The sequence below is a fragment of the Winogradskya consettensis genome (genome assembly GCF_018332715.1).
Lineage (GTDB): Bacteria > Actinomycetota > Actinomycetes > Mycobacteriales > Micromonosporaceae > Actinoplanes > Actinoplanes consettensis.
The window spans coordinates 1-23,927 of sequence record NZ_BOQP01000046.1 but is presented as its reverse complement, the minus strand read 5'-3'; the positions used below and the strand labels follow the sequence as shown (position 1 = coordinate 23,927).

At 69.4% G+C, this 23,927-nt stretch carries 17 protein-coding genes; 6 read left to right on the top strand and 11 right to left on the bottom strand.

The features are described 5' to 3' along the window. The first annotated feature begins 55 nt into the window (after positions 1-55). The gene (locus tag Aco04nite_RS37025; RefSeq protein WP_213001903.1) at positions 56-2,296 is read left to right on the top strand and encodes a glycoside hydrolase family 3 C-terminal domain-containing protein; all 2,241 of its coding nucleotides are present in this window, start codon (positions 56-58) and stop codon (positions 2,294-2,296) included. Next, on the top strand, positions 2,293-3,474 hold the full coding sequence (locus Aco04nite_RS37020; protein ID WP_213001902.1) for an MFS transporter: 1,182 nt from the start codon (positions 2,293-2,295) through the stop codon (positions 3,472-3,474). Before Aco04nite_RS37025 ends, Aco04nite_RS37020 begins: the two co-directional genes overlap by 4 nt. 4 nt (positions 3,475-3,478) lie before the next feature. Here Aco04nite_RS37020 and whiA read toward each other — a convergent pair whose 3' ends face one another. From whiA to rsgA, 8 genes are all read right to left on the bottom strand, one after another. After that, on the bottom strand, positions 3,479-4,459 hold the full coding sequence (gene whiA, locus Aco04nite_RS37015) for a DNA-binding protein WhiA (RefSeq protein WP_203834589.1): 981 nt from the start codon (positions 4,457-4,459) through the stop codon (positions 3,479-3,481). Between the two features lie 42 nt (positions 4,460-4,501). Then, positions 4,502-5,512 (bottom strand): gluconeogenesis factor YvcK family protein, encoded by a 1,011-nt coding sequence (locus Aco04nite_RS37010; protein WP_213001901.1) that lies wholly within the window; start codon positions 5,510-5,512, stop codon positions 4,502-4,504. Next, positions 5,509-6,405: an RNase adapter RapZ gene (gene rapZ, locus Aco04nite_RS37005; protein WP_213002063.1), complete on the bottom strand. Its 897-nt coding sequence runs from the start codon at positions 6,403-6,405 to the stop codon at positions 5,509-5,511. Before rapZ ends, Aco04nite_RS37010 begins: the two co-directional genes overlap by 4 nt. A 779-nt stretch (positions 6,406-7,184) precedes the next feature. Then, positions 7,185-9,350: an excinuclease ABC subunit UvrC gene (gene uvrC, locus Aco04nite_RS37000; protein WP_244876575.1), complete on the bottom strand. Its 2,166-nt coding sequence runs from the start codon at positions 9,348-9,350 to the stop codon at positions 7,185-7,187. Between the two features lie 203 nt (positions 9,351-9,553). Continuing rightward, entirely contained in the window at positions 9,554-10,099 is a 546-nt protein-coding gene (locus tag Aco04nite_RS36995) for a Rieske (2Fe-2S) protein (protein ID WP_213001900.1), read from the bottom strand. Positions 10,100-10,376: 277 nt separating this feature from the next. Beyond that, positions 10,377-13,340: an excinuclease ABC subunit UvrA gene (gene uvrA, locus Aco04nite_RS36990; RefSeq protein ID WP_213001899.1), complete on the bottom strand. Its 2,964-nt coding sequence runs from the start codon at positions 13,338-13,340 to the stop codon at positions 10,377-10,379. Between the two features lie 134 nt (positions 13,341-13,474). Next, positions 13,475-15,268: a hypothetical protein gene (locus Aco04nite_RS36985; protein ID WP_213001898.1), complete on the bottom strand. Its 1,794-nt coding sequence runs from the start codon at positions 15,266-15,268 to the stop codon at positions 13,475-13,477. Positions 15,269-15,304: 36 nt separating this feature from the next. After that, entirely contained in the window at positions 15,305-16,336 is a 1,032-nt protein-coding gene (rsgA, locus tag Aco04nite_RS36980; protein WP_213001897.1) for a ribosome small subunit-dependent GTPase A, read from the bottom strand. A gap of 167 nt (positions 16,337-16,503) precedes the next feature. On the opposite strand from rsgA, the gene Aco04nite_RS36975 reads away from it, so the two are divergent. From Aco04nite_RS36975 to Aco04nite_RS36965, 3 genes are all read left to right on the top strand, one after another. Continuing rightward, on the top strand, positions 16,504-17,202 hold the full coding sequence (locus Aco04nite_RS36975; protein WP_213001896.1) for a maleylpyruvate isomerase N-terminal domain-containing protein: 699 nt from the start codon (positions 16,504-16,506) through the stop codon (positions 17,200-17,202). 1 nt (position 17,203) lies between these two features. Further along, positions 17,204-17,857: an MBL fold metallo-hydrolase gene (locus Aco04nite_RS36970; RefSeq protein WP_213001895.1), complete on the top strand. Its 654-nt coding sequence runs from the start codon at positions 17,204-17,206 to the stop codon at positions 17,855-17,857. A 77-nt stretch (positions 17,858-17,934) separates the two neighbouring features. Next, positions 17,935-18,594: an ATP-dependent Clp protease proteolytic subunit gene (locus Aco04nite_RS36965; RefSeq protein WP_213001894.1), complete on the top strand. Its 660-nt coding sequence runs from the start codon at positions 17,935-17,937 to the stop codon at positions 18,592-18,594. A 182-nt stretch (positions 18,595-18,776) separates the two neighbouring features. Here the strand turns inward: Aco04nite_RS36965 and Aco04nite_RS36960 are convergent, their stop codons facing one another. Further along, positions 18,777-19,199 (bottom strand): uL11 family ribosomal protein, encoded by a 423-nt coding sequence (locus tag Aco04nite_RS36960; protein ID WP_203834598.1) that lies wholly within the window; start codon positions 19,197-19,199, stop codon positions 18,777-18,779. A gap of 285 nt (positions 19,200-19,484) precedes the next feature. Next, positions 19,485-20,291, bottom strand: a complete 807-nt coding sequence (locus Aco04nite_RS36955) for a lytic transglycosylase domain-containing protein (protein WP_213001893.1) — start codon at positions 20,289-20,291, stop codon at positions 19,485-19,487. Positions 20,292-20,463: 172 nt separating this feature from the next. Here Aco04nite_RS36955 and typA point away from each other — a divergent pair, with 172 nt between their 5' ends. Continuing rightward, positions 20,464-22,329: a translational GTPase TypA gene (gene typA / locus Aco04nite_RS36950; RefSeq protein ID WP_213001892.1), complete on the top strand. Its 1,866-nt coding sequence runs from the start codon at positions 20,464-20,466 to the stop codon at positions 22,327-22,329. A 58-nt stretch (positions 22,330-22,387) separates the two neighbouring features. On the opposite strand, the gene Aco04nite_RS36945 is transcribed toward typA, so the two are convergent. Then, entirely contained in the window at positions 22,388-23,386 is a 999-nt protein-coding gene (locus Aco04nite_RS36945) for a TerC family protein (protein WP_213001891.1), read from the bottom strand. Positions 23,387-23,927: the final 541 nt, after the last annotated feature.

The window sequence follows — 23,927 nt, the reverse complement described above, 5'->3', positions numbered from 1 at the left end:
TCATCGTAGTTCTCAAAAACTTCCGCACGGAGGTTTTCGGCGTTACCTTGGAAACATGAGTGCTGATGCCGTCCCGCAGCTGGACATCCCGACCCTGTTGACCGCTCTCACGCCGGAGGAGAAAGCCGGTCTGCTCGACGGCTCCGACTTCTGGCACACGCAGGGGGTCGAGCGGCTCGGCATCCCCGCGGTGATGGTCACCGACGGTCCCCACGGGCTGCGCAAGCAGTCCGGCGAGGGCGACCATCTCGGGCTGCACGGCAGCGTGCCGGCCACCTGCTTCCCGCCCGCCGCGGGCCTCGCCTCCACCTGGAACCCGGAGCTGCTGGAGCGCATCGGCGCCGCGCTGGGCCGCGAGTGCCGCGCGGAGGAGGTCGCGGTGCTGCTCGGCCCCGGCATCAACATGAAGCGCTCCCCGCTCTGCGGCCGCAACTTCGAGTATTTCTCCGAGGACCCGGCGCTCGCCGGTGTTCTCGGGACAGCGCTGGTCAACGGCGTGCAGAGCGAGGGCGTCGGCACGTCGCTGAAGCACTTCGCCGCCAACAACCAGGAGACCGACCGGATGACGGTCTCCGCCGACGTCGACGAGCGCACGCTGCGCGAGATCTACCTGCCCGCGTTCGAGCGGGTCGTCACCGGCGCCCAGCCGTGGACCGTCATGTGCTCCTACAACCGGATCAACGGGGTGTACGCGAGCGAGGACCGCTGGCTGCTGACCGACGTGCTCCGCGACGAGTGGGGGTACCGGGGCCTGGTCGTCTCCGACTGGGGCGCGGTCAACCAGCGCGACGCGGGTGTCCATGCCGGGCTCGACCTGGAGATGCCCTCCTCCGGTGGTGGCGGCACGGCGACGATCCTCGCCGCGGTCAAGGCGGGCACGCTCAGCGAGAAGGACGTCGACCTCGCCGTGACCCGCGTGCTCGAGCTGGTGAACAAGTCCCTGCCCGCGCTCACCCCCGGTCAGACCTTCGACGCCGACGCGCACCACGAACTCGCCCGCGAGGCCGCCGCCGCGAGCGCCGTGCTGCTCAAGAACGACGGCGACCTGCTCCCCCTGGCCGCCACCGGCACGATCGCGGTGATCGGGGAGTTCGCCCGGTCGCCGCGTTTCCAGGGCGCCGGCTCGTCGCAGGTCAACCCGACCCGCGTCGACTCCGCCCTGGACGCGCTCCGGGCCGCCCGCGACGTCGTGTTCGCGCCCGGCTTCGTCATCGAGTCCGAGGAGGCCGACCCGGCGCTGGTCGAGGAGGCCGCCGCCGCCGCCCGTGACGCCGGCGTCGCCGTGGTGTTCCTGGGGCTGCCGCCGTCGTACGAGTCGGAGGGCTACGACCGCGACCACATGGACCTGCCGCAGCACCAGACCGACCTGCTGAACGCCGTGGCCGACGTCAACGACAACGTGGTCGTGGTGCTCTCCAACGGCTCGGTCGTCACCGTCGCGCCCTGGCAGGACCGGGCCGGCGCGATCCTCGAGGGCTGGCTGCTCGGCCAGGCCGGCGGCAGCGCCACCGCGGACCTGCTGCTCGGCGTGACCAACCCTGCCGGGAAGCTCGCCGAGACGGTCCCCGTGCGCTACGAGGACAACCCGACCGTCGGCGCGTTCCCCGGCGAGGCGGGCCACGTCCGGTACGGCGAAGGGCTGCTCATCGGCTACCGCTGGTACGACGCGCACCGGCTCGAGGTCGCGTACCCGTTCGGGCACGGGCTCTCGTACACCTCGTTCGCGTACGCAGATCTGGAAGTGACGACCGGGAGCGACACCGCGCGGGTCTCCCTCACGGTGACCAACAGCGGAGCCCGGCCCGGCACCGAGACCGTTCAGGTCTACGTCACCGACCCGCAGGCCAGCGTCTACCGGCCCGAGCAGGAGCTGCGCGGGTTCGCCCAGGTCAGCCTCGCGCCCGGGGAGAGCAGGCAGGTCACCGTGGAGCTGGACCGGCGCGCGTTCGCGTTCTGGCACCCGGCGCTGCGCGACTGGACGGTCGAGGGCGGCGAGTTCGGCATCCGGGTCGGCTCCTCGTCCCGCGACATCCGCCTGCGGGCCACGATCACCCTCACAGGTGACGAGGTGACCACCCCGCTGACCGCCGAGTCGACGGTCGACGGCTGGCTCGCCCACCCTTCGGCGGGCGCGTGGCTGCGCGACCAGCTCGGCGACGGCCCGTTCAACGCCATGCTGTTCGACCCGAAGAACGGCCAGATGATGCGGGCCATCCCCCTGCTGCGGCTCTCCCGCTTCCCCGGCTGCCCGGTCACGGAGCCGCAGGTCCGCGACGCGGTGTCCCGCTTCTCATGACCACTGCCGCTGTCGCTGTGCCGCTCGGGGCCCGGCGCGCCCGGGCGGCCGTCGCCGCCGTCTTCCTCACCAACGGCGCGCTGTTCGCCAACGTCGTCCCTCGCTATCCCGAGGTCAAGGAGCACCTGGACCTCAGCAACGCGCTGTTCGGCACGGCCCTCGCGGCCGGACCGCTGGGCGCGCTCACCGGCGGTCTGTTCGCGCCGCTGGCGATCCGGGTGCTCGGCTCGGCACGCACGGCGTCGTTCGGCATCCCGCTGATCGCGACGGCGTTCCTGCTGGTCGCCGTCGCCCCCAGCTGGTGGCTGCTGGCCGTGGTCCTGTTCTGCTCGGGCGCCGCGGACGCCGTCGTGGACGTCGCCCAGAACGCCCACGGCCTGCGCGTCCAGCGCATCTACGGCCGCTCGATCGTCAACTCCTTCCACGGCGTGTGGAGCATCGGCGCCGTGCTCGGCGGCCTGATGGGCTCGGCGGCCGCGGGTCTGCACGTCCCGTTGCTGATCCACCTGGTCGTGGCGGGAGTGCTGTTCAGCATCGTGGCGCTCGCGGCGTACCGATATCTGCTGCGTGGGCCCGACGAGGCGGAACGGCCGGCAGCCGCTGCGGGTAGGTCCTTCGCCCGGGCCGCGGTCTGGATGCTGGCGGCTCTCGGGCTGCTGGCGCTCTTCGGCGCGCTGGTGGAGGACGCCGGGGCATCCTGGGGCGCGCTGTTCATGACGGAGGACATCGGGGCCACCGCGGCCGTGGCGGGTCTCGCGTTCGTGGCCCTGCAGGTCGCCATGACCGCCGGGCGCCTGCTCGGTGACCGTCTCGTGGACCGCTTCGGCCAGCGCACCGTCACCCGGATCGGCGGTGCGGTGGCGGCAGCGGGGATGGGGTTCGCGCTCGCCTTCCCGTCGGTGGGGTCGGCGCTGGTGGGGTTCGCCCTGGCGGGGCTGGGCACGGCGACGCTGGTCCCGGCCGCGATGCACACCGCTGACGAGCTGCCGGGGCTGCCGTCCGGGCTGGGGCTGACGGTGGTGAGCTGGGTGCTGCGGATCGGCTTCCTGGCCTCACCCCCACTGGTCGGCCTGGTCGCCGATCACTCCAGCCTGCGCGTCGGCCTGCTCAGCGTCGTCATCGCGGGCGTGGGCACCCTGCTGCTCGGCCGCGTCCTGCTCAACCGCCGCACCGGCTGAGCCGTCAGCAGGCCATCATCTCGGGGGTGACCGCGGCCTCGGTGTCGGGGATGCCCAGGTCGCGGGCGCGCTTGTCGGCGAGGGCGAGCAGCCGGCGGATGCGCCCGGCGATCGCGTCCTTCGTCAGCGGCGGGTCGGCGAGGGCGCCCAGCTCCTCCAGGCTCGCCTGGCGGTGCTCGAGGCGCAGCTGCCCGGCGGACGTCAGGTGGTTCGGGGCCTCCTCGGCGAGGATCTCCAGGGCCCGGGTGACCCGGGCGGCGGCGGCCACGGCGGCCCGCGCGGAGCGGCGGAGGTTGGCGTCGTCGAAGTTGGCGAGGCGGTTCGCGGTGGCGCGGACCTCACGGCGTACCCGTCGCTCCTCCCAGGCGAGCACGCTGGAGTGCGCTCCTATGCGGGTGAGGAGCGCCGCGATCGCGTCTCCGTCCTTGATCACCACCCGGTCGACGCCGCGGACCTCGCGCTCCTTGGCGGTGATGCCGATGCGGCGGGCGGCGCCGCGCAGGGCCAGCGCCGCTTCGGGACCCGGGCAGGTGATCTCCAGCGCGCTGGAGCGGCCGGGCTCCGTGAGCGAGCCGTGGGCCATGAACGCGCCCCGCCACGCGGCGACCGCGCAGCAGACGTTCGCCGAGACCACGTGCGGGGGCAGGCCCCGCACCGGGCGGCCGCGGACGTCGAGCAGGCCCGTCTGACGTGCCAGCGCCTCGCCGTCCTTCACGATGCGGACGATGTAGTGGCTGCCCTTGCGCAGGCCGCCCGATGCGAGGACGTGCACCTCGCTCGGGTAGCCGTACACGTCGGCGATCTCCCGCCGCAGGCGCCGCGCGACCGCGCCGGTGTCCAGCTCCGCCTCGACGACCACCCGGCCGGAGACGATGTGCAGCCCGCCGGCGAAACGCAGCAGGGCGGCCATCTCCGCACGGCGGCAGCACGGCTTGGGTACGTCGACCCGGCTCAGCTCGTCCTTGACCGCTGCCGTCATCGCCATCTCGAAGTCACCTCTTGCTTGTATCGCGGTACGCCAGTTGCTTTAACGATCGACTCCGAGTACCGGCACCAGTGCTGTGCCCAACGACTCAGGATCATGCTTGGGACTGCCATCGGCCACGGCGAGTGGCGCGAGGACCAACCGGGCCCCCAGTGCCTCGGCCGCGCGGTGCACCGGATCCGGCTCCCCCACCCACTTGGCGTCGGCGAGCACGGTGTCCACCCGCAGCGCCGGAAGGTACCAGTGCAGCGCCGCCAGGTGATCGGCCACCGACAACCCGGCCGTCTCGTTGTCGGCCGCGAGGTTCAGGGTCACCAGCCGCCGCGCCGGGCTCGCCACGATCGCCTCCGCCAGCTCGGGCACGAGGAGATGCGGGAGCACGCTCGTGTACCAGCTCCCCGGTCCGAAGATCAGCCAGTCGGCGTCACGGATGGCGTCCAGCGCGTCGGGGCAGGCAGGCGGAGAAGCAGGCACTATGCGTACGTTCTCCACGTGACCGTTCGTGACGGCGACCGCATGCTGACCACTCACCGTGACCACATCGTCGGGCAGCGCGGGGTCTCCCCCACGGACGTCGGCCTCGATCCCGACCGCGTGGCAGGCCATGGGCAGGACCTTCCCCCTGGCACCGACCATCCACCCGGCGTGCTGCAGTGCCTCGACCGGATCGCCGGTGAGCTCCATCAGCCCGAGCAGCAGCAGGTTCCCGACGGCGTGACCCGCGAGCGGGTCGTACGAGCCGGTCCGGCGATCCACGTCGCTCTGCCGGCGGTCCGGGTTGTTTATCGGGGCGAACCGGTGCTGCATCAGCTTGACGGTGCTCTGATGCCCCGGCTCCTCGTCGGCGAGCGCCGCCAGCGCCATCCGCAGATCACCCGGTGGGAGCTGGGCGTCCCGCTCGGCACGCAGCCGCCCGCTGGAACCACCGTTGTCACCCACCGTGACAACGGCGGTAATGTCGAGGTCGAGCGCCGGCTCGCAGTGACGAAGCCCTCGCAGCGACGCCGCCAGCCCGTGCCCGCCGCCGAACGCGACCACCTTGATGGGCCTCATTCGCGGCCCAGGTCGCGGTGGGACGAGTGGGCGGACAGGCGGATGTCGCGCAGGCGGGAGGTCAACTCCTCGGCGATAGCGACGCTGCGGTGCTTCCCGCCGGTGCAGCCCACGGCGACGGTCAGGTAGCGCTTACCCTCCCGCTCGAACCCCGGCGCGGTGGCGGCGATCAGGCCCGCGTAGGTGCCCACGAAGTCGTTGGCGCCCTCCTGGCCGAGGACGTAGTTGCTGACGCCCTCCTCCAGACCGGTGTGCTCCCGCAACTCCGGCACCCAGAACGGGTTCGGGAGGAACCGGGCGTCCAGCACATAATCGGCGTCCGGCGGCAGCCCGTACTTGAAGCCGAACGACAGCACGGTGATCCGCAGCCGGCGCGCATCCTCCCCGCCGAACAACTCCTCCACCCGCCGCCGGAGCTGGTTCACGTTCAGGTGGCTGGTGTCAATGATCACGTCAGCCTGCTCGCGCGCCTCCTCGAGCAACTTCCGTTCCGCGGCGATACCGTCCGACAACCGTCCGTCACCCTGCAACGGATGCGACCGGCGCACCGACTCGAACCGGCGGATCAGCACCTCGTCATCGGCGTCGACGAACACGACCCGGGGCAGGAAACCGCGCTCCTTGAGCACCCGCACGGCCCCGGCCAGGTCGGTCGAGAACGCCCGGCTCCGCACATCCAGCACCATGGCCGTACGCCGGGCAGCCCCACCGGCGGCGAACGCCAACTGGGCCATGTCCAGCATCAACGCCTGGGGCAGATTGTCGACGACATAGAAGCCGACGTTCTCCAGGGCACGGGCGACCGTACTACGGCCACCACCGGAAACCCCGGTCACCACCACGAGGTCGACACTCTCCTCGTCCGGCGCCGGCTCCGGAGCGAACTCCGGCATCGACTCGGTCACGCACTTCCTCCTGGACGAAACTGCTACCCGCTATGACTGCCGGCCCACCCGGCCCTACCCACCCCGGCGTTACTCACCGCAGCGTTACTCACCCGCGCCTTGCTCACCCGGGCGTTACTCACCGCAGCCTTGCGACCCGGGCCTTGCTACCCAGGCCTTGCTACCCAGGCCTTGCTACCCAGGCCTTGCTACCCAGGCCTTGCTACCCGGGCGCGCATTCGCTGTGAGCCACCCACCCGGAGCGTGAGCCACCCTGAGCATGAGCCACCCTCAGCGTGATCCACCCTGAGCTTGAGCCACCCGAGAAGGTCACCCGCCGCGGGTGGACACTGCATCCTAGGCCGAAGCGACCACCCTTGGCCGCCGGACATGATGTCCGCTACCCGATCGACCAAACCGCCCGCCCGAGATCACACCGCCGCGTTTCCCACCCACCGCCTCAACGGCAAAACCCGACATCCCTATTCCGTACGCCCAGCTCACCACCCGTATCGAACCAACGCCACACAGCAACCACAGCAACGGCCCCGCCCCCACCATCGGGCCCACGCCACCCCGGAACCCGGCACCCTCAGCCGATAGCCTGGACGGCGCCCGCGTCAGCTCTCAGCCCTCGCGGTCGGCAACGGTCACCCCCGCCCGCGGCGGCCCTCGACCCTCACCGTCAGCGGCCTTCGGCCCTAGCGGTCGACGGCGGTCACCTCATCGCCCGCGACGACCTTCAACCCTCACCGTCAACGATCCTCAGCTCACGCCCGCAGCGACCCTCAGCTCTCACCGTCGGCGGCCTCGACGGCGTGCGGGACCGGTTGGTCCTCGGCAATGACGGGGACGGGTGCCGGTGGTGGCACCGATGGCCGGGCAACCCTCGTTCTGTTGGCCCCAGCCTTCGTCCGCCCGGCGCCACCCACCGCACCGTCGTCGCCGTTCGTCGCCTCCCCGGCCGATGGCATGTCAGAGCCCGGCTTGGGCGCGTCGCCCGCGAGCGAGGCGAGAACGGCCTCGGCGGTCCGGCGGCCGATGCCGGGGACCTCGGTGATCTCCTCCGGCGTGGCCTGGCCGAGCTTCTTGAGGGAGCCGAAGTGCCGGAGCAGCGCCTTGCGCCGCGTCTCCCCCAGCCCGGGGACGTTGTCGAGCGCGGAAGCAGTCATCCGCTTGGAGCGCCGCTCCCGGTGGAAGGTGATGGCGAAGCGGTGCGCCTCGTCGCGTACCCGTTGGAGCAGGTAGAGGGATTCTGATGTGCGCGGGAGGATGACCGGGAAGTCCTCGCCCGGGACCCACACCTCCTCGAGCCGCTTGGCCAGCCCGCACAGCGCGACGTCGGTGATCCCCAGGTCGGACAGCACCGCGGCCACCGCGTTGACCTGCGGCTGCCCGCCGTCGACCACGACGAGCTGTGGCGGGTAGGCGAAGCGGCGTGGCTTGCCGGTGAGCGGGTCGATGCCGGGCAGCTCGTTGGTGGCGATCTCCTCGTCGTCACCGGAAGGGGCCGGGGCAACAAGATCGGGCTGGCCAACAAGATCGGGCTGGGCTTTGTAGCGGCCGAAGCGGCGGCGCATGACCTCGCTCATGGCGGCGAGGTCGTCGAGGCCGGTGCCGTCGGGGTTGCCGCGGACCGAGAAGCGGCGGTATTCACTCTTGCGGGGCAGGCCGTCCTCGAAGACGACCATGCTGGCGACGACGTCGGTGCCCTGGATGTGGGAGACGTCGAAGCATTCGATGCGCAGCGGGGCGGAGTCCATGGCGAGGGCTTCGGCGATCTCGTCGAGGGCCTTGCTGCGGGTGGTGAGGTCGCCGGCGCGGCGCAGTTTGTGGCGCTGGAGGGACTCGGCGGCGTTGCGGGCGACCGTTTCGAGCAGGGAGCGTTTGTCGCCGCGTTGCGGGACGCGCAGGGAGACGCGGCTGCCGCGGTGCTCGGAGAGCCAGTTCTCCAGGGCGACGTGGTCCGGGGGGAGCTCGGGGACGAGCAGCTCGCGGGGGACGTCGTTCTCGCCGTGCTCGTCGCCGTAGACCTGGGTGCAGAAGTGGTGGACGAGGTCGCCGGTGGTGAGATCCTCGACCTTGTCGACGACCCAGCCGCGCTGGCCCCGGACCCGGCCGTCGCGGACGTGGAAGACCTGGACGGCGGCTTCGAGGGGGTCCTCGGCGAAGGCGACCACGTCGGCGTCGGTGCCGTCGCCGAGGACGACGGTCTGCTTCTCCATGGCTTTGCGCAGGGCGGCGATGTCGTCGCGCAGGCGGGCCGCTTTTTCGAATTCGAGCTGCTCGGAGGCGTCGAGCATGTCGCGCTCGAGGCGTTTGACGAAGGCGTCGGTGCGCCCGGCCATGAAGTCGCAGAAGTCGTCGACGATGGCGCGGTGCTGCTCGGCGCTGACCGTGCCGACGCAGGGTGCGGAGCATTTGCCGATATAGCCGAGCAGGCAGGGGCGGCCGATCTGGCCGGACCGCTTGAAGACGCCGGCCGAGCAGGTGCGGGCCGGGAAGACCCGCAGGAGGAGATCCAGGGTTTCCCGGATCGCCCAGGCATGACTGTACGGCCCGAAGTAACGGACGCCCTTGCGCTTGGCGCCCCGCATGACCTGCAGGCGCGGGTATTCCTCGTTCAGCGTGACGGCGAGGAACGGGTAGGACTTGTCGTCGCGGTACTTGACGTTGAAGCGGGGGTCGAACTCCTTGATCCACGAGAACTCGAGCTGCAGCGCTTCGACCTCGCTGGCGACGGTCACCCAGTCCACCGCGGAGGCCGTGGTGACCATCTGCTGGGTGCGCGCGTGCAGGGTCCACGTGTCGGCGAAGTAGGAATTCAGCCGGCTGCGCAGGCTCTTGGCCTTGCCGACGTAGATGACGCGGCCGGTCGGATCACGGAAGCGGTAGACACCGGGAGCGTCCGGAATGGTCCCGGGCGCCGGACGGTAGCTGGACGGGTCAGGCACCACTCCACACTAGTGCGACCCTCTGACATGATTTCCGGACCGGAGGCCCGTTGCCGCCGCCACGGCGTCGGGCCTCCGGCCACCCGGCGATCGCGAGAGCGCCGAAGGCACGAAGAAATTGGGACCGGCCACCTCGGCAGGGGTCATGGCCGGTCCCAGGTCCTCACGCCGTGACGATGGTCATCCCGCGGCGACGATGATCCTTACGCCGCGACGATGTTGTCGCCGTCCACCTTGACCTTGGTCTCGGGCAGCGCCTTCTTGGCCGGTCCGGCCGTCGGCGAGCCGTCTTTGATGGAGAAGAAGCTGCCGTGGCACGGGCAGGCGATCTGGCCGCCGTCGACCTTGTTGACCGGGCAGCCCTGGTGCGTGCAGATCTTGCTGAAGGCCTTGAACTCGCCGGCCGTGGGCTGCGTGATGACGTAGTCACCCTTGATGATGCCGCCGCCCTCGGGCACGTCGGCGACCGCCGCGAGAGTCTCGCCGCCACCCGAGGAGTCGCCCCCGGTGGCCGGGTCCGCGGTCGCGCTGCCGGCCGGGGCCGGGTTGTTGCTGAAGTCGCCGCCGTTGGAGCCGGTGGTCCCGGAGCTGGTGCTGGTGTCGGTGCCGCAGGCGGCGAGGAGGCACCCGGCGCCGAGCGCTCCGGCGCCCACGAGCACGACGCGCCGGGAGGTGGCCGTCGAGGTGCCTGCGGCCTTCTCGTCGGTGCCCGTGATCTCGGTGTCGGGCCTCGTCTGCACGTCAGTCATCTGTTCGCCAAACCCTTCGATTACCCGCTGTTCCGCGTGATGACGTCACACGGCGTTGCTTGGATATACGCGCGCTCCGGCGATGTGGTTCATGCTCCACCGAGGAAATTATCGGTCCGGATCCGCAGATTTCCGGCACGTTTCCCCGGTGAGGAGCGGTCAAGCGCACCGAACCAGGCCGAAAGCAGCAACGCACGTCCCTCGCGAGGAGGAACGTGCGTTGTTGCTGTGAGTTACCTGTGTCTTAAAGAAAATCAGACGTGCCGCAAAGAAAAAATCAGACCGCGGCTTTGGTACGCGCCCGGGGCGCCCGTGGCTTCGTCGCCTTGGCCGGGGCTTTCTCGCCGTTGGCCTTGGCAGCCCGCGCGACGGCCGCCGGGGAGCCGGCCGGTTCGCCCTTGAGCTCCAGCATCGGGCGGAGGTACTGCCCGGTGTGACTGCCGGGAACCTCGGCGATCTCCTCGGGGGTGCCGGTGGCGAGCACGAGGCCACCCTTGTTGCCGCCCTCGGGGCCCATGTCGATCAGCCAGTCGGCGTTCTTGATCACATCGAGGTTGTGCTCGATCGTGATGACCGTGTTGCCCTTGTCGACCAGTCCGTTGAGGACGAGCAGCAGCTTGCGGATGTCCTCGAAGTGCAGGCCCGTGGTCGGCTCGTCGAGGACGTAGACGGTCCGGCCGGTGGAGCGTTTCTGCAGCTCGGAGGCGAGCTTGACGCGCTGCGCCTCGCCGCCGGAGAGCGTCGGGGCGCTCTGCCCCAGCCGCACGTAGCCGAGGCCGACGTCGACCAGCGTCTTGAGGTGCCGGTGGATGCCCGTGATGGCCTCGAAGAACCCGGCGGCCTCCTCGATCGGCATCTCCAGCACCTCGGAGATCGTCTTGCCCTTGTAGTGGACCTCGAGGGTCTCCCGGTTGTAGCGCGCCCCCTTGCAGACCTCGCAGGGCACGTACACGTCGGGCAGGAAGTTCATCTCGATCTTGATCGTGCCGTCGCCGGAGCAGTTCTCGCAGCGGCCGCCCTTGACGTTGAACGAGAACCGGCCGGGGCCGTAGCCGCGGACCTTCGCCTCGGGCGTCTCGGCGAACAGCTTGCGGACGTGGTCGAAGACGCCGGTGTAGGTAGCGGGGTTGGAGCGCGGGGTCCGGCCGATCGGGGACTGGTCCACCCCGACGACCTTGTCGACGTTCTCGAGGCCACTGATGCGCAGGTGCCGGCCGGGGACCATCCGGGCGCCGTTGACCTGGTTGGCCAGCACGGTGTAGAGGATGTCGTTGACCAGTGTGGACTTGCCCGAGCCGCTGACCCCGGTCACCGCGATGAACTGCCCGAGCGGGAACGGCACGGTGAGGTTGCGCAGGTTGTGCTCGCGGGCGCCCTGCACCACCAGCTCCCGGCCCGGGTCCTGCGGACGGCGGACGAGCGGCATCGGGATCTTCTTACGACCCGAGAGGTACGCCCCGGTCGGCGACTCCTTGTTGGCCAGCAGCCCCTTCACCGAGCCGGAGTGCACGATGTGCCCGCCGTGCTCGCCCGCGCCGGGCCCGATGTCGACGATCCAGTCGGCGGTGCGGATCGTGTCCTCGTCGTGCTCGACCACGATCAGGGTGTTGCCGAGCTTCTTGAGCCGCACGAGCGTCTCGATCAGCCGGTGGTTGTCCCGCTGGTGCAGGCCGATAGACGGCTCGTCCAGCACGTAGAGCACGCCGACCAGGCCGGAACCGATCTGGGTCGCGAGCCGGATGCGCTGCGCCTCGCCGCCCGAGAGCGTGCCGGCGCCGCGGTCGAGCGACAGGTAGTCGAGGCCGACGTCGACGAGGAACTGCAGCCGCGCGTTGATCTCCTTGAGCACCCGCTCGGCGATCATCTTCTGCCGGTCGTCCAGCTCGATCGAGGACAGCAGCTCGGCGCAGTCGCCGATCGACATGTTGGTGACCTCGGCGATGCTCTTGCCGTCGATCGTGACGGCCAGCACCTCGGGCTTGAGGCGGGTGCCGCCGCAGGTCGGGCAGGGGATGTCGCGCATGTAGCCCTCGTACTTGTCGCGCGACCAGTCACTCTCGGTGTCGTTGTGCCGGCGTTCGATCCACTGCATGACGCCTTCGAAACCGGTGTAGTAGGAGCGCTCGCGCCCGTACTTGTTGCGGTATCGGACGTGGACCTGGTCGTCGGAGCCGTACAGGATGGTCTTCTGCGCCCGGGTGGGCAGTGCCCGCCACGGGGTGTCGACGCTGAAGCCCTCGGCCTTGCCCAGCGCCTCGAGCAGGCGCAGGAAGTATTCGAGCGTCGTACCGCCGGACCAGGGCTGGATCGCGCCCTCGCGCAGGCTGCGCTCCTCGTCCGGGATGATCAGCTCGGGGTCGACCTCCTTCTTGGTGCCCAGGCCGGTGCATTCCGGGCAGGCGCCGTAGGGCGCGTTGAAGGAGAAGACCCGCGGCTCGAGATCCTCGATCGCGAGGGGGTGCTCGTTGGGGCAGGCCAGGTGCTCGGAGAAGAGCCGCTCGCGGTTGGCGTCGTCCTCGGGCAGGTCGACGAAGTCGAGCAGCAGGATGCCGCCGGCCAGGCCGAGCGCGGACTCCACCGAGTCGGTCAGGCGCTGCTTGCTGGACGCCTTGACGCTGAGCCGGTCGACCACCACCTCGATGGTGTGCTTCTCCTGCTTCTTGAGCTTCGGCACCTCGGTCAGCGGGTGGACCACCCCGTCGACCCGGGCCCGCGCGTAACCCTTGGCCTGCAGTTCGGCGAAGAGGTCGACGTACTCACCCTTGCGGCCGCGCACGACCGGGGCGAGCACCATGAACTTGGTGCCGTCGGGCATCGCCATGACCCGGTCGACGATCTGCTGCGGGCTCTGCTTGCTGATCAGCTCGCCACAGACCGGACAGTGCGGGATGCCCGTGCGCGCGAAGAGCAGCCGCAGGTAGTCGTAGACCTCGGTGATGGTGCCGACGGTCGACCGCGGGTTGCGGGAGGTCGACTTCTGGTCGATCGAGACGGCCGGGGAGAGGCCCTCGATGAAGTCGACGTCGGGCTTGTCCATCTGCCCGAGGAACTGCCTCGCGTACGACGAGAGCGACTCGACGTAGCGCCGCTGGCCCTCCGCGAAGATCGTGTCGAAGGCGAGGCTGGACTTGCCCGAGCCGCTGAGCCCGGTGAACACGATCATGGCGTCACGGGGCAGGTCAAGGTTGACGTCGCGCAGGTTGTGCTCGCGCGCGCCACGAATAATCAGTCGGTCGGCCACAGCCAGCCACTCCGTTTATGTGAAGACGATGGGCGCCGCCACCCTACGTTCGGGGTACGACATTTTTTCCGCCAGCGAGGTACAGCGTCGCGGGTCTGCCGGTCATTCCCGTCACCCCGTCGGGTAAACGATCGTCATCCCGTGGGGTGAAGCATCCCCCGCAGGTCCCAGAGCTGGACGCCGCCGACCTCCTTGGGCGCGAACCCGAGCAGCTCGGTGAGGATCGAGGCCATCAGTTCACGGTTCGGCGCGTCCGGGGTGAGGACCACCACGGAGGCACGCCAGTAGGCGAGGTCCTCGAACGCCGCCGAACGGTCGGCTTCGCTGATGACCGGCCTCCGACCGTACGCCCCCGCGATGCGTAGCAGGTCGGCGGTGGGGCGCGGGGCGGCGTTCCACGAACCGGTGCGGTCGGACGAGTTCGCCGGACCCATGAAGTATCCGCGCGGCACGGGGTAGTCGAGGCCGGTGAGCGCGAACCAGCGCATCCCCGTGCGCCCGGTGGTCACCTCGGGCAGCGGCACCGTGACGATGGTCTCGTCCTGGTCGACGTACTCCCGCCAGATGCCCTGCGCGACGAACGGCGGCAGCGGCGGTGCGTCGACCACCGGCAACGGCTTGGGCAGCACGGGGACGACGGCGGCGACCATGCCGAGCCAGAACGCGACCTGGCGCCTCGGCCCGAGGGCGGGCACCCGGTCGCAGGCCAGCGCGAGCAGCACGCCGATGAGCGTGGTGGGCACCATCGCGAACCGGGTGACGCTGACCAGGTCGATGATCGGGACGTGCTGGACCAGCGCGAACGGCATCGGGATGCCGGTGTCGACGCCGCCTACCCGCAACCGCGGGCCGAGCGAGGCGATCAGCAGCACGAAGCCCGCGATCATCGCGGCGCGGGCGGCGAGGTTGCGCCACAGCATCACCCCGCAGACCACGAGCATGACCAGCATCGGCACGCCCCAGAACGAGTCGTCCTCGGTCGGGCTGACGCTCAGGGTCCGGGCGATGGCCCCGTTGCCGGCCAGCGACTGCCGCGCGTAAGCACCGATCGCGAACAGGTCGGTGACGAACTTGCCCGGCTCGAACGGCTGCCCGCTGTAGCTCTGCGGCCCGGAGAACTGCCACCACAACGGGTACGCGAGGAGCGCCAGCGCGGTGACACCCGCCACACCGAGCCCGAGCAGGAACCGCCGCGCGACGTCGCGGGCCTGCGCCAGGTTGAAGCACGCGTAGGCGACGACGAAGACGAGCAGCGCCATCGCGGTGAAGAGCAGGACCTCTTCGTTGAGGAAGACCTGGACCACGACCAGCAGCCCGAGGGTGACACCGCCGCGCACGATCCGCCCGGGCTCACGCAGCCGCAGCACCTGCCACACGATGAAGGGCACGACGAACTGGGCCACGAAGTTGAGGTGGCCGTTGGCGTGCGACACCATCGCGGGCGCGAAGCCACACCACAAACCGCCGATCCAGGCTGCGCGCCGGGACCGTACGAGATGGCGGGTGAAGACCCACCACCAGGCCGCCGCCGTGCCCGCCAGACCGAGAGTGAGCAGCAGGACCAGCGAGAGCCCCGGGCCGAAGAAGTGGGTTATCGGGGCAAAAGGCACGGTCAGTGCCAGCACCGATGTGTTGGCCATCAGGTTGACGCCGTCCGGCACGTTCATCCGGTCGGTGAAGAACGGGTTGTCGCCGTGGAAGACGACCCGCTCGCCGTGCGCCAGCACGAACAGGAAGAAGCCGTGGTCGTCGTCGTTCGACGCGAGGACCCGCCCCGATGGGCTGATCCACAGCTGGATCATGACGACCACAGCGAGCACCGGATAGCTGAGCAGCGCCCAGAGACTCCCGAGGCCACGGCGGGTGCGTGGCTCGGGTGTCAGCTGCTCAGCGGGGGCCGGGCTGACCTCTTCCTCGATCGTGGGCATCCCGGCATCTTGCCAGAGGACCGGGTTTCCTCAGCGTCACCGTCTCGGGCGACGGCGGTTGGCACCGGCCAGCCGGACGGCCCGGCGACCGCTCTCGACGGCGACCTCGCGGTGCAGTTTGCGCCAGCTCTCCCATCGCCGGGGCGTCAGATCGCCGTCCGCGAGGGCGTCCTGGATCGCGCACCCCGGCTCGCCGTCGTGACCACAGTCACTGAAACGGCAGTGCTCGGCGAGCTCAGCGACATCCGCGAAGGCCCGGTCAAGACCTCCGGCCGTGTCGAGCAGGCCGACCCCACGGATGCCGGGTGTGTCCAGCACGGCTCCCCCACCAGGGATCAGGACCAGATTTCTGTACGCGGTGGTGTGCCGGCCCTTGCCGTCCGCCCGACGGATCTCCTGGACGCCCATCACGTCCGTCCCCGCGAGAGCGTTGACGAGCGTCGACTTGCCCGCGCCGGAGCGCCCCAGCAGCGCCAGGGTCCGGCCCGCGGTGACGTATTCGCGCAGCTCGGCGATGCCGGCGCCGGTGCGGGTGCTGACGGGCTGGACGCGTACCCCAGAAGCGATCTTGGAAAGCTGACGCGCGACCGCCTGCGGATCCCCCGACGTGTCGCTCTTGGAAAGCACGATCAGTGGTTGCGCCCCCGACTCGAACGCGAGAGCGAGGAGACGTTCGACACGTGCGTCGTCCGGCATCGGGTGCAGTGGTTCGACAACCGCGACCGTGTCCATGTTGGCGGCCAGGACCTGGCCACGGGAGTCTTTGTCAGCCGTACGCCGGATGAGCACGGTCCGTCGCGGCAACACCAGCTCGACGGTGGTTCGCCGGTCGGGCCAGCGCCGCAGCACCACCCAGTCACCGGCGCAGGGCAGATCGGCGGGATCACCCACGGCGCTGAGCAGCAGATTGCCGGCCAGGCTGGCGCGCTCGACGCCGTCGTCGGTGAGCACGGTGCAGACGCCACGGTCGGCGCGCAGAACCCGTCCCGCGCACGTGTCGGAGCGGTCGAAGGGACGATATGCGGACGCGAGAGTCGCGTCCCAACCCAGTGCGGGCAGGTCGGACATGGTTAACCCTTAGTGTCGAAAAATACCGGATCGAAGAGGGGACGCACGGACAAGCACGGGATCCCACCTCCTCCACGGGTTGTTCTCGACGCGTCTGCTCCGACGGTACGGACGACGCCACCGCCGCGAAAGCGAATTCCGGCCGCCGCGGACGCTAGGGTCGTGGCGTGACGATGGATCCCTTGGTCCTCATGACCGATGTCGATCAGGCGACCGAGCTGCTGCTCGGCACCGCGGAGCAGCTCGACCCGGGAGCACCCGCCCTGCTGCCGGGCTGGACGGTCGGCCACGTGCTCACCCACGTCGCCCGCAACGCCGACTCCTACACCAACCTGTTGACCTGGGCGCGGACCGGCGTGGAGACACCCCAGTACGCGTCGCCGACCGCGCGTGACGAAGGAATCGAGGCGGGCCGCCGGCGCCCGCTCGCCGAGCAGCTCGACGACATCCGCGAAGCCCACGAACGGTTCGCGGACGCGGCCGCCGCGATGCCCGCCGAGGCGTGGACGTTCGTCCTGCCCTCCACCGGCCAGTCCGCGGCGGCGGTCCCGTGGGCCCGGCTGCGCGAGGTCGCCGTGCACCACGTCGACCTCGGCGGCGACTACACCCCGCAGGACTGGTCCGACGCATTCGCGCTGCGCCTGCTCCGCGAGATCGTCACCGGCGGCGCCCATGCGAGCACCCCGATGATCCTGCGCCCGCAGGGCACCGACCACGCGCTGACCATCGGCGAGGCCACCGGCACGACCCCGGTGATCGGCGGCCCGACCCGCTCGATCACCGCCTGGCTGGCCGGCCGCGGCGACGGCGCGGACCTGACGGTCGCCCCCGACGGAGAACTGCCCGTACCAGGAAGATGGAAGTGACATGACTTACACCGGAGACGTGACCGTGGGCTCGGCCCCGGCGATCCGCGAGCTGACCGGCCTGACGGTCACCAAGGTCGCCGTCGGCACCCACAACAACAACGCCTATCTGCTGCGCTGTGCGTCCGACGGCAGCCAGCTGCTGATCGACGCAGCGAGCGAGGCCCCGGTCCTGCTCCGCCTGATCGGTGACGCCGGCCTGACCACGGTGGTGACCACCCACCAGCACTGGGACCACCACGGCGCGCTCAAGGAGATCGTCTCCGCGACGGGCGCCCGCTCCATCGCCGGCACGGACGACGCGGCCGCGATCCCGGTGGTCACCGAGACGGTCAACGACGGCGACACGATCACCGTCGGCGACTGCACCCTCGAAGTGATCCACGTGGTGGGGCACACCCCCGGCTCGATCGTGCTGCTCTACCGCGAGCCGGGCGGCATCGCTCACCTGTGGACCGGGGACAGCCTGTTCCCCGGCGGCGTCGGCGCCACGGGCGGGGACAAGGACAAGTTCACGTCGCTCATCAACGACGTGTCCACCAAGCTGTTCGACCGGCTCCCCGACGACACCTGGTTCTACCCCGGTCACGGCAACGACTCCACCCTCGGCGCCGAACGTCCCAGCCTGCCGGAGTGGCGCGCCCGGGGCTGGTAAGCCTTCGGCGAAACGGTTGCTGGGGGCGGTGGGGGCGAACGTAGAGTCGGAGGACCCCGAGCCCTCCGGAGGTCGCGATGGATCCTCGCTACGACAGGGTGCGCTGGCAGCCGTCCCAGCCCGCCACCCCCGAGCCCTGGCAGACACCCGGCCCGTGGCCGAACGGCAGCCCCGGCGGCGCGGGCCCCGGCATCCCCGGCTGGCTCGAGGAACGCCTCTTCGACCAGCGCATCGTCATGATCAGAGGCTCGTTGACCGGGCACACGGCCTCCAGCACCGCCGCCGCCCTGCTCACCCTGGACGCCTCCGGCCCGGAGCCGATCCAGCTCCACGTGGCCAGCGGCGCGGGCGACCTCAACGCGGCCCACGCGGTGATCGACGTGATCGACGCGATGACGGCTCCCGTGCACGCCGTGGTCACGTCCGAGGCCGGCGGCGCGGTCCTCGCCGTTCTGGCTGCCGCGCAGCAGCGCTCCGCCTACAGACACGCGCGCTTCCGGCTGGCCGAGCCCCGCGCGGCCGGAGTGATGGGCACCGCCGACGAGGTCGCCGCGGCGGCCGGTCAGCACCTCAGAGAGCTGGAAGAAGTCGTCCTGCGCCTGGTCGAGGTGACCGGTCAGACCCGCAGCCGGATCGAGGACGACCTCTCCGCGGGCCGCATCCTGTCCGCCGAGGAGGCCAAGGCCTACGGCCTCATCGACACCATCGTCGGCAAAGGCGGCGCAGTCGAAGAGTGACCGCCCAGGGACGCTTCACCTGGTCAGGCGGGCAGGCACGGACGACCAGCATCACAGCGGGTCGTCGAACGGCGAGGTCGGCCCTCGGCGCCCTTGTGCTCCGGGTGCGGAAACGCCGACGGCGCGGCTCCCCGGAGGGAACCGCGCCGTCGGGCGAAGCTTTACTGCTCAGGCGAGCGTGCTCACGGAACCTTGACGCCCATGGAGCGCGCGGTGCCGGCCACGACCTTGATCGCGGCGTCCAGGTCGTTGGCGTTGAGGTCGGGGAGCTTGCGCTCCGCGATCGCCTTGATCTGGTCGTTGCTCAGCGTGCCCACCGTCTGCGTCAGCGGGTTGGACGCGCCCGACTGGATGCCCAGAGCCTTGCGGATCAGGAAGCTCGTCGGCGGCGTCTTGTAGGCGAGCTGGTGGCTGCGGTCCTCGAAGACGCTGACGATGACCGGGATGATCTCGCCACGGTTCTTCGACGTCGCCTCGTCGTACTCCAGCTTGACGGCACGCATGTTGGCACCGGTCGGGCCAAGCATCTTACCGAGGTCCACCATCGCGGCGTTACCCGCCTCAAGCGCGAGGGTTACCTCATGGGTCTTTTTCTTGGGCGGCATTACGCAAAGCTCCTTAGTGTGTGCTGCACGGGCCAAATTCAGGAGCTCGCCAGCATCTCGACGCACGACAACCCCGAGACTTTACTACTGCGCTCGTTCACAGGTCAAAACGCACATCGGTCCTGACACACGAACCGGTCTTGACACACGAACCGGTCCAGAAATACAGAACGGTCCTGACGCAAAGAGCAGCGGCGCACAGCCTCGGGTTCACTTGACATCATACGCCGACCCCGGCAGGCCCACCGACCCGGTCCTGCGAGCAGGCGCTCCGGCCCGCGCCCGTCAGTACTTGTCGCAGTAACAGGACAGCATCAGATAGCGGACGGTGCTGACATATTCGGGGTTGGGGAGCTTCTTGGACGCGTACGCCTCCTCGACCGGGCCCCGGCCCACGTTGTAGCCGGAGATGACCATGTTGAGCAGGCACATGTCGGATTTCGATCTGCACTTGGCCGGGCTCAGGTCATAGGTGTTCTTGAAGTAGAGCTCGCCGAAGACCTTGGTGAGCCACGCCAGGTAGTTGGCGCCGAGCACGGCGTTCTGCTTGTAGTCGTGACTGTCGTACGTCTGCGCGAAGCGGTTGTTGATGAAGGCTTCCGTATCGGGCATCACCTGCATCAGGCCCCGGCCGCCGTCACAGTTGACGACGTCGGACTGCCAGCCGCTCTCGTGCCAGGCAGTGGCGATCACCAGCCGGCTGGGGACCTTGAGCTCGGGCGCCGAGGTCGGCCAGTAGGTCTTGGCCGCGGCTGTCCTGAGCGCCGTCTTGGCCTTGCTCTTGGAGACCAGCTTGCCCTCGTGCTTCGCACAGGCCGGGAGCTGGAAGTTGTTGGGGTCCTCGGTCGGCGTGGCCGAGGTCTTCGACGGCTTGGGCTTCGGCTTCTTGGATTTCGACGGCGACTGCGACGGTTTCGGTTTCGGTTCCGGCGAGATCGACTCGGTCGGCGAGGCCGTTGCGATCGACGCGGTCTCGGCCACGGGACCGGCGAGCGAGGAGGCCGGCCCGCTGTCGTCGCGGAACAGCCCACAGCCGCCGACCATCACTATCGCGGCAATTCCGGCGGCAACCCACGAGAGCTTGCGATCCATCGACGGGGTCCTTCCGCGGTGCCGATCCGACGGCTGAACGCTAACAGCGGAGGGGTCTCGTCGCTGCCCGACAAACGGGACATAAAGAACAGGTGCCGCAACCGGTTCCGGCTATCCCACAGGGATCGACCCCGGGGCGACAATCGCAACCCAGACCGGGGACAATAGCTCTATGCAGACCCGCACCGACCTACGCAACGTCGCCATCATCGCCCACGTCGACCATGGCAAAACAACCCTGGTCGACGCCATGCTGCGCCAGGGGAGCCAGTCCCACGCACGGGGCGAGATGGCCGACCGCGCCATGGACTCCATGGACCTGGAGCGGGAAAAGGGCATCACCATTCTCGCCAAGAACACGGCGATCAGCTACAAGCCCGCCGACGGCGAGCCTGTCACGATCAACATCATCGACACCCCCGGCCACGCCGACTTCGGTGGTGAGGTCGAGCGCGGCCTCACCATGGTCGACGGCGTCGCCCTGCTGGTCGACGCCAGCGAGGGCCCGCTGCCGCAGACCCGGTTCGTGCTCCGCAAGGCGCTGGCGGCCAAGCTGCCGATCATCCTGATCATCAACAAGGTCGACCGCCCCGACGCCCGGATCAAGGAGGTCGTCGACGAGACCTACGAGCTCTTCCTCGACCTCGACGCCGATGAGCACCAGATCGAGTTCCCGATCGTCTACGCGTGCGCGCGCGACGGCATCGCCTCGCTGACCCAGCCCAAGGACGGCACCGTCCCCGAGGACGCGACCGACCTCGAGGTGCTGTTCAGCACGATCCTCGAGACCATCCCCGCCCCGACCTACACCGAGGGCGCCCCCCTGCAGGCACACGTCGTCAACCTCGACGCGTCCAACTTCCTCGGCCGGCTCGCGCTCTGCCGCGTCCACGAGGGCACGATCCGCAAGGGCCAGACCGTGGCCTGGTGCAAGACCGACGGCACGATCAGCAACGTGCGCATCTCCGAGCTGCTGATCACCGAGGGCCTCGACCGCAAGCCCGCCGAGAGCGCCGGCCCCGGCGACATCATGGCCGTCGCCGGCATCGCCGACATCATGATCGGTGAGACCCTCGCCGACGCCGAGAACCCGATCCCCCTGCCGCTGATCAGCGTCGACGAGCCGGCCATCTCGATGGTCCTGGGCACCAACACCTCGCCGCTGGTCGGCAAGGTCAAGGGCGCCAAGGTCACCGCCCGCATGGTCAAGGACCGCCTCGACAAGGAGCTGATCGGTAACGTCTCGCTCCGCATCCTCAACACCGAGCGCCCCGACGCCTGGGAGGTCCAGGGCCGCGGTGAGCTCGCCCTCGCCATCCTGGTCGAGCAGATGCGCCGCGAGTCCTACGAGCTGACCGTCGGCAAGCCCCAGGTGGTCACCAAGACCATCGACGGCAAGCTCCACGAGCCGGTCGAGCGTCTCACCATCGACGCCCCCGACGAGTACATGGGCGCCATCACCACCCTGCTCTCCACCCGCAAGGGCCGCATGGAGGAGCTGATCAACCACGGCACCGGCTGGCTCCGCATGGAGTGGCTGGTCCCGGCGCGCGGCCTGATCGGCTTCCGCACCGAGTTCCTCACCGAGACCCGCGGCACGGGCATCATGCACCACCTGTTCGAGGCCTACGAGCCCTGGTTCGGCGAGTTGCGCACCCGCCAGAACGGCTCCCTGGTCGCCGACCGCGCCGGTGTGGTCACCCCGTTCGCCATGATCAACATCCAGGAGCGCGGCTCGCTGTTCGTCGAGCCCACCACCGAGGTGTACGAGGGCATGATCGTCGGCGAGAACAGCCGCGAAGACGACATGGACGTCAACATCACCAAGGAGAAGAAGCTCACCAACATGCGTGCCGCGAGCGCGGACAACACCGAAAAGGTGATCCCGCCGCGCAAGCTGTCGCTGGAGCAGTCCCTCGAGTTCTGCCGCGAGGACGAATGCGTCGAGGTCACGCCGACCGCGATCCGCATCCGCAAGGTCGTCCTCGACCAGCAGACCCGTGGGCGCGCTGCTTCCCGCCGCAAGAACCAGGGCTGACAAACCAAAAAACCGCCGGCTCGGGTACGCGTACCCGAGCCGGCGGTTTTTGTTGTCCTCAGACCGTGGTGTCGGTCAGCTCTCGTTTGGCATCCCGGGAGGACTTCACGAGGCTCGCCGCCGTCGCGATGCCGAGCGTGCCGAGAATCACGACCAGCGAGAGCCAGATCGGGATCTCCGGCGCCCAGTGCACGCCGTGCCCATCGTTGATGAAGGCCAGCGTGTTGGTGTGCAACGCCTCGAGGAACAACTTGACCCCGATGAACGCGAGCACGAACGCCAGCCCGATGTTGAGGTAGACGAGACGCTCGAGCAGCCCGCCGAGCAGGAAGTACAGCTGCCGGAGCCCCATCAGCGCGAACACGTTCGCGGTGAAGACCAGGTAGGGCTCCTTGGTGATGCCGAAGATCGCCGGGATCGAGTCGAGCGCGAAGATCAGGTCCGTGGTCCCGATCGCGATCATCACGATCAGCAGCGGCGTGAACAGCCGCTTCCCCGTCTCCGTGACCACCGTCATCTTGCCGCTGTCGAACGAGCTGGACAGCGGGAAGACCCGCTTCGCCCAGCGGATCAGCAGATTTTCCTTGAACTCCTCCTCCTCGTCACCGTTCTTCAGCAGCGTGGCCGCGGTGTAGACGAGGAAAATGCCGAAGATGTAGAACACCCACGAGAACTGCTCGATCAGCGCGGCACCGGCAGCAATGAAGGCACCTCGCATGACGAGCGCCAGCACGATGCCGATGAGCAGCACCTTCTGCTGGAACCGCCGCGGCACGCTGAACCGAGCCATGATGATCATGAAGACGAAGAGGTTGTCGACGCTGAGCGAATACTCGGTCAGCCAGCCGGTGTAGAACTCCGCGGCCGGCGTCCACCCGGCGGTCAACCACAACCCGAGCCCGAAAACGATGGCCAGGCCGATGTAGAAGGCAACCCATCCACCGGCCTCCTTCATCGAAGGCTCATGGGGTCGCCGCCCGACGATCAGCAGATCAACGGCGAGCATGACGACCAAAGCACCAAGGGTCGCAAACCAGACCCAAGCAGAAATATTCAACGAGAACCTCCGGCAGGCACGGGGCATCGCCACACCGGATAAGGGGTCCGGCACGGCGACGTGCAACTGTCGGAGGTCTCTTCCGCTCTCACCACGATCGTGAGAACCACCGGCCCCGGGCCCATCCTGGCGGACGCTGACCGTGCTGACGACACCGGTGCGAGGGAATACTCCCCTCCTACGGAAGCCATTGTGTCCCATCCCCGCCCGTAGTGACACATGACCCCAGCCAACCGTGTCCAGACTCTCCCCGCCAGCACTTCCCAAACCGGACACACCCTCCGCCCGACCGCATACTCCCCCACAGCATCAGACCACCCGGGATCGAGCCCGCCGTCCCCGATGCTCAAATCCCAGCCGCCGATCAAGCTCCACGGCCGGATTATCGACACTCAATCAAGCCTGGCCTCCCTGACCAGCACACCCTCGAGCCCCCGGCCCCGCGCCCTCACCCCATTCCACCCCCACCACCGCGCCCCGACGCTGACCGGGTGCGGTGCGGGCCCGGGACTGCATGGCGGGCCAAGGACGGCGCGGCAGG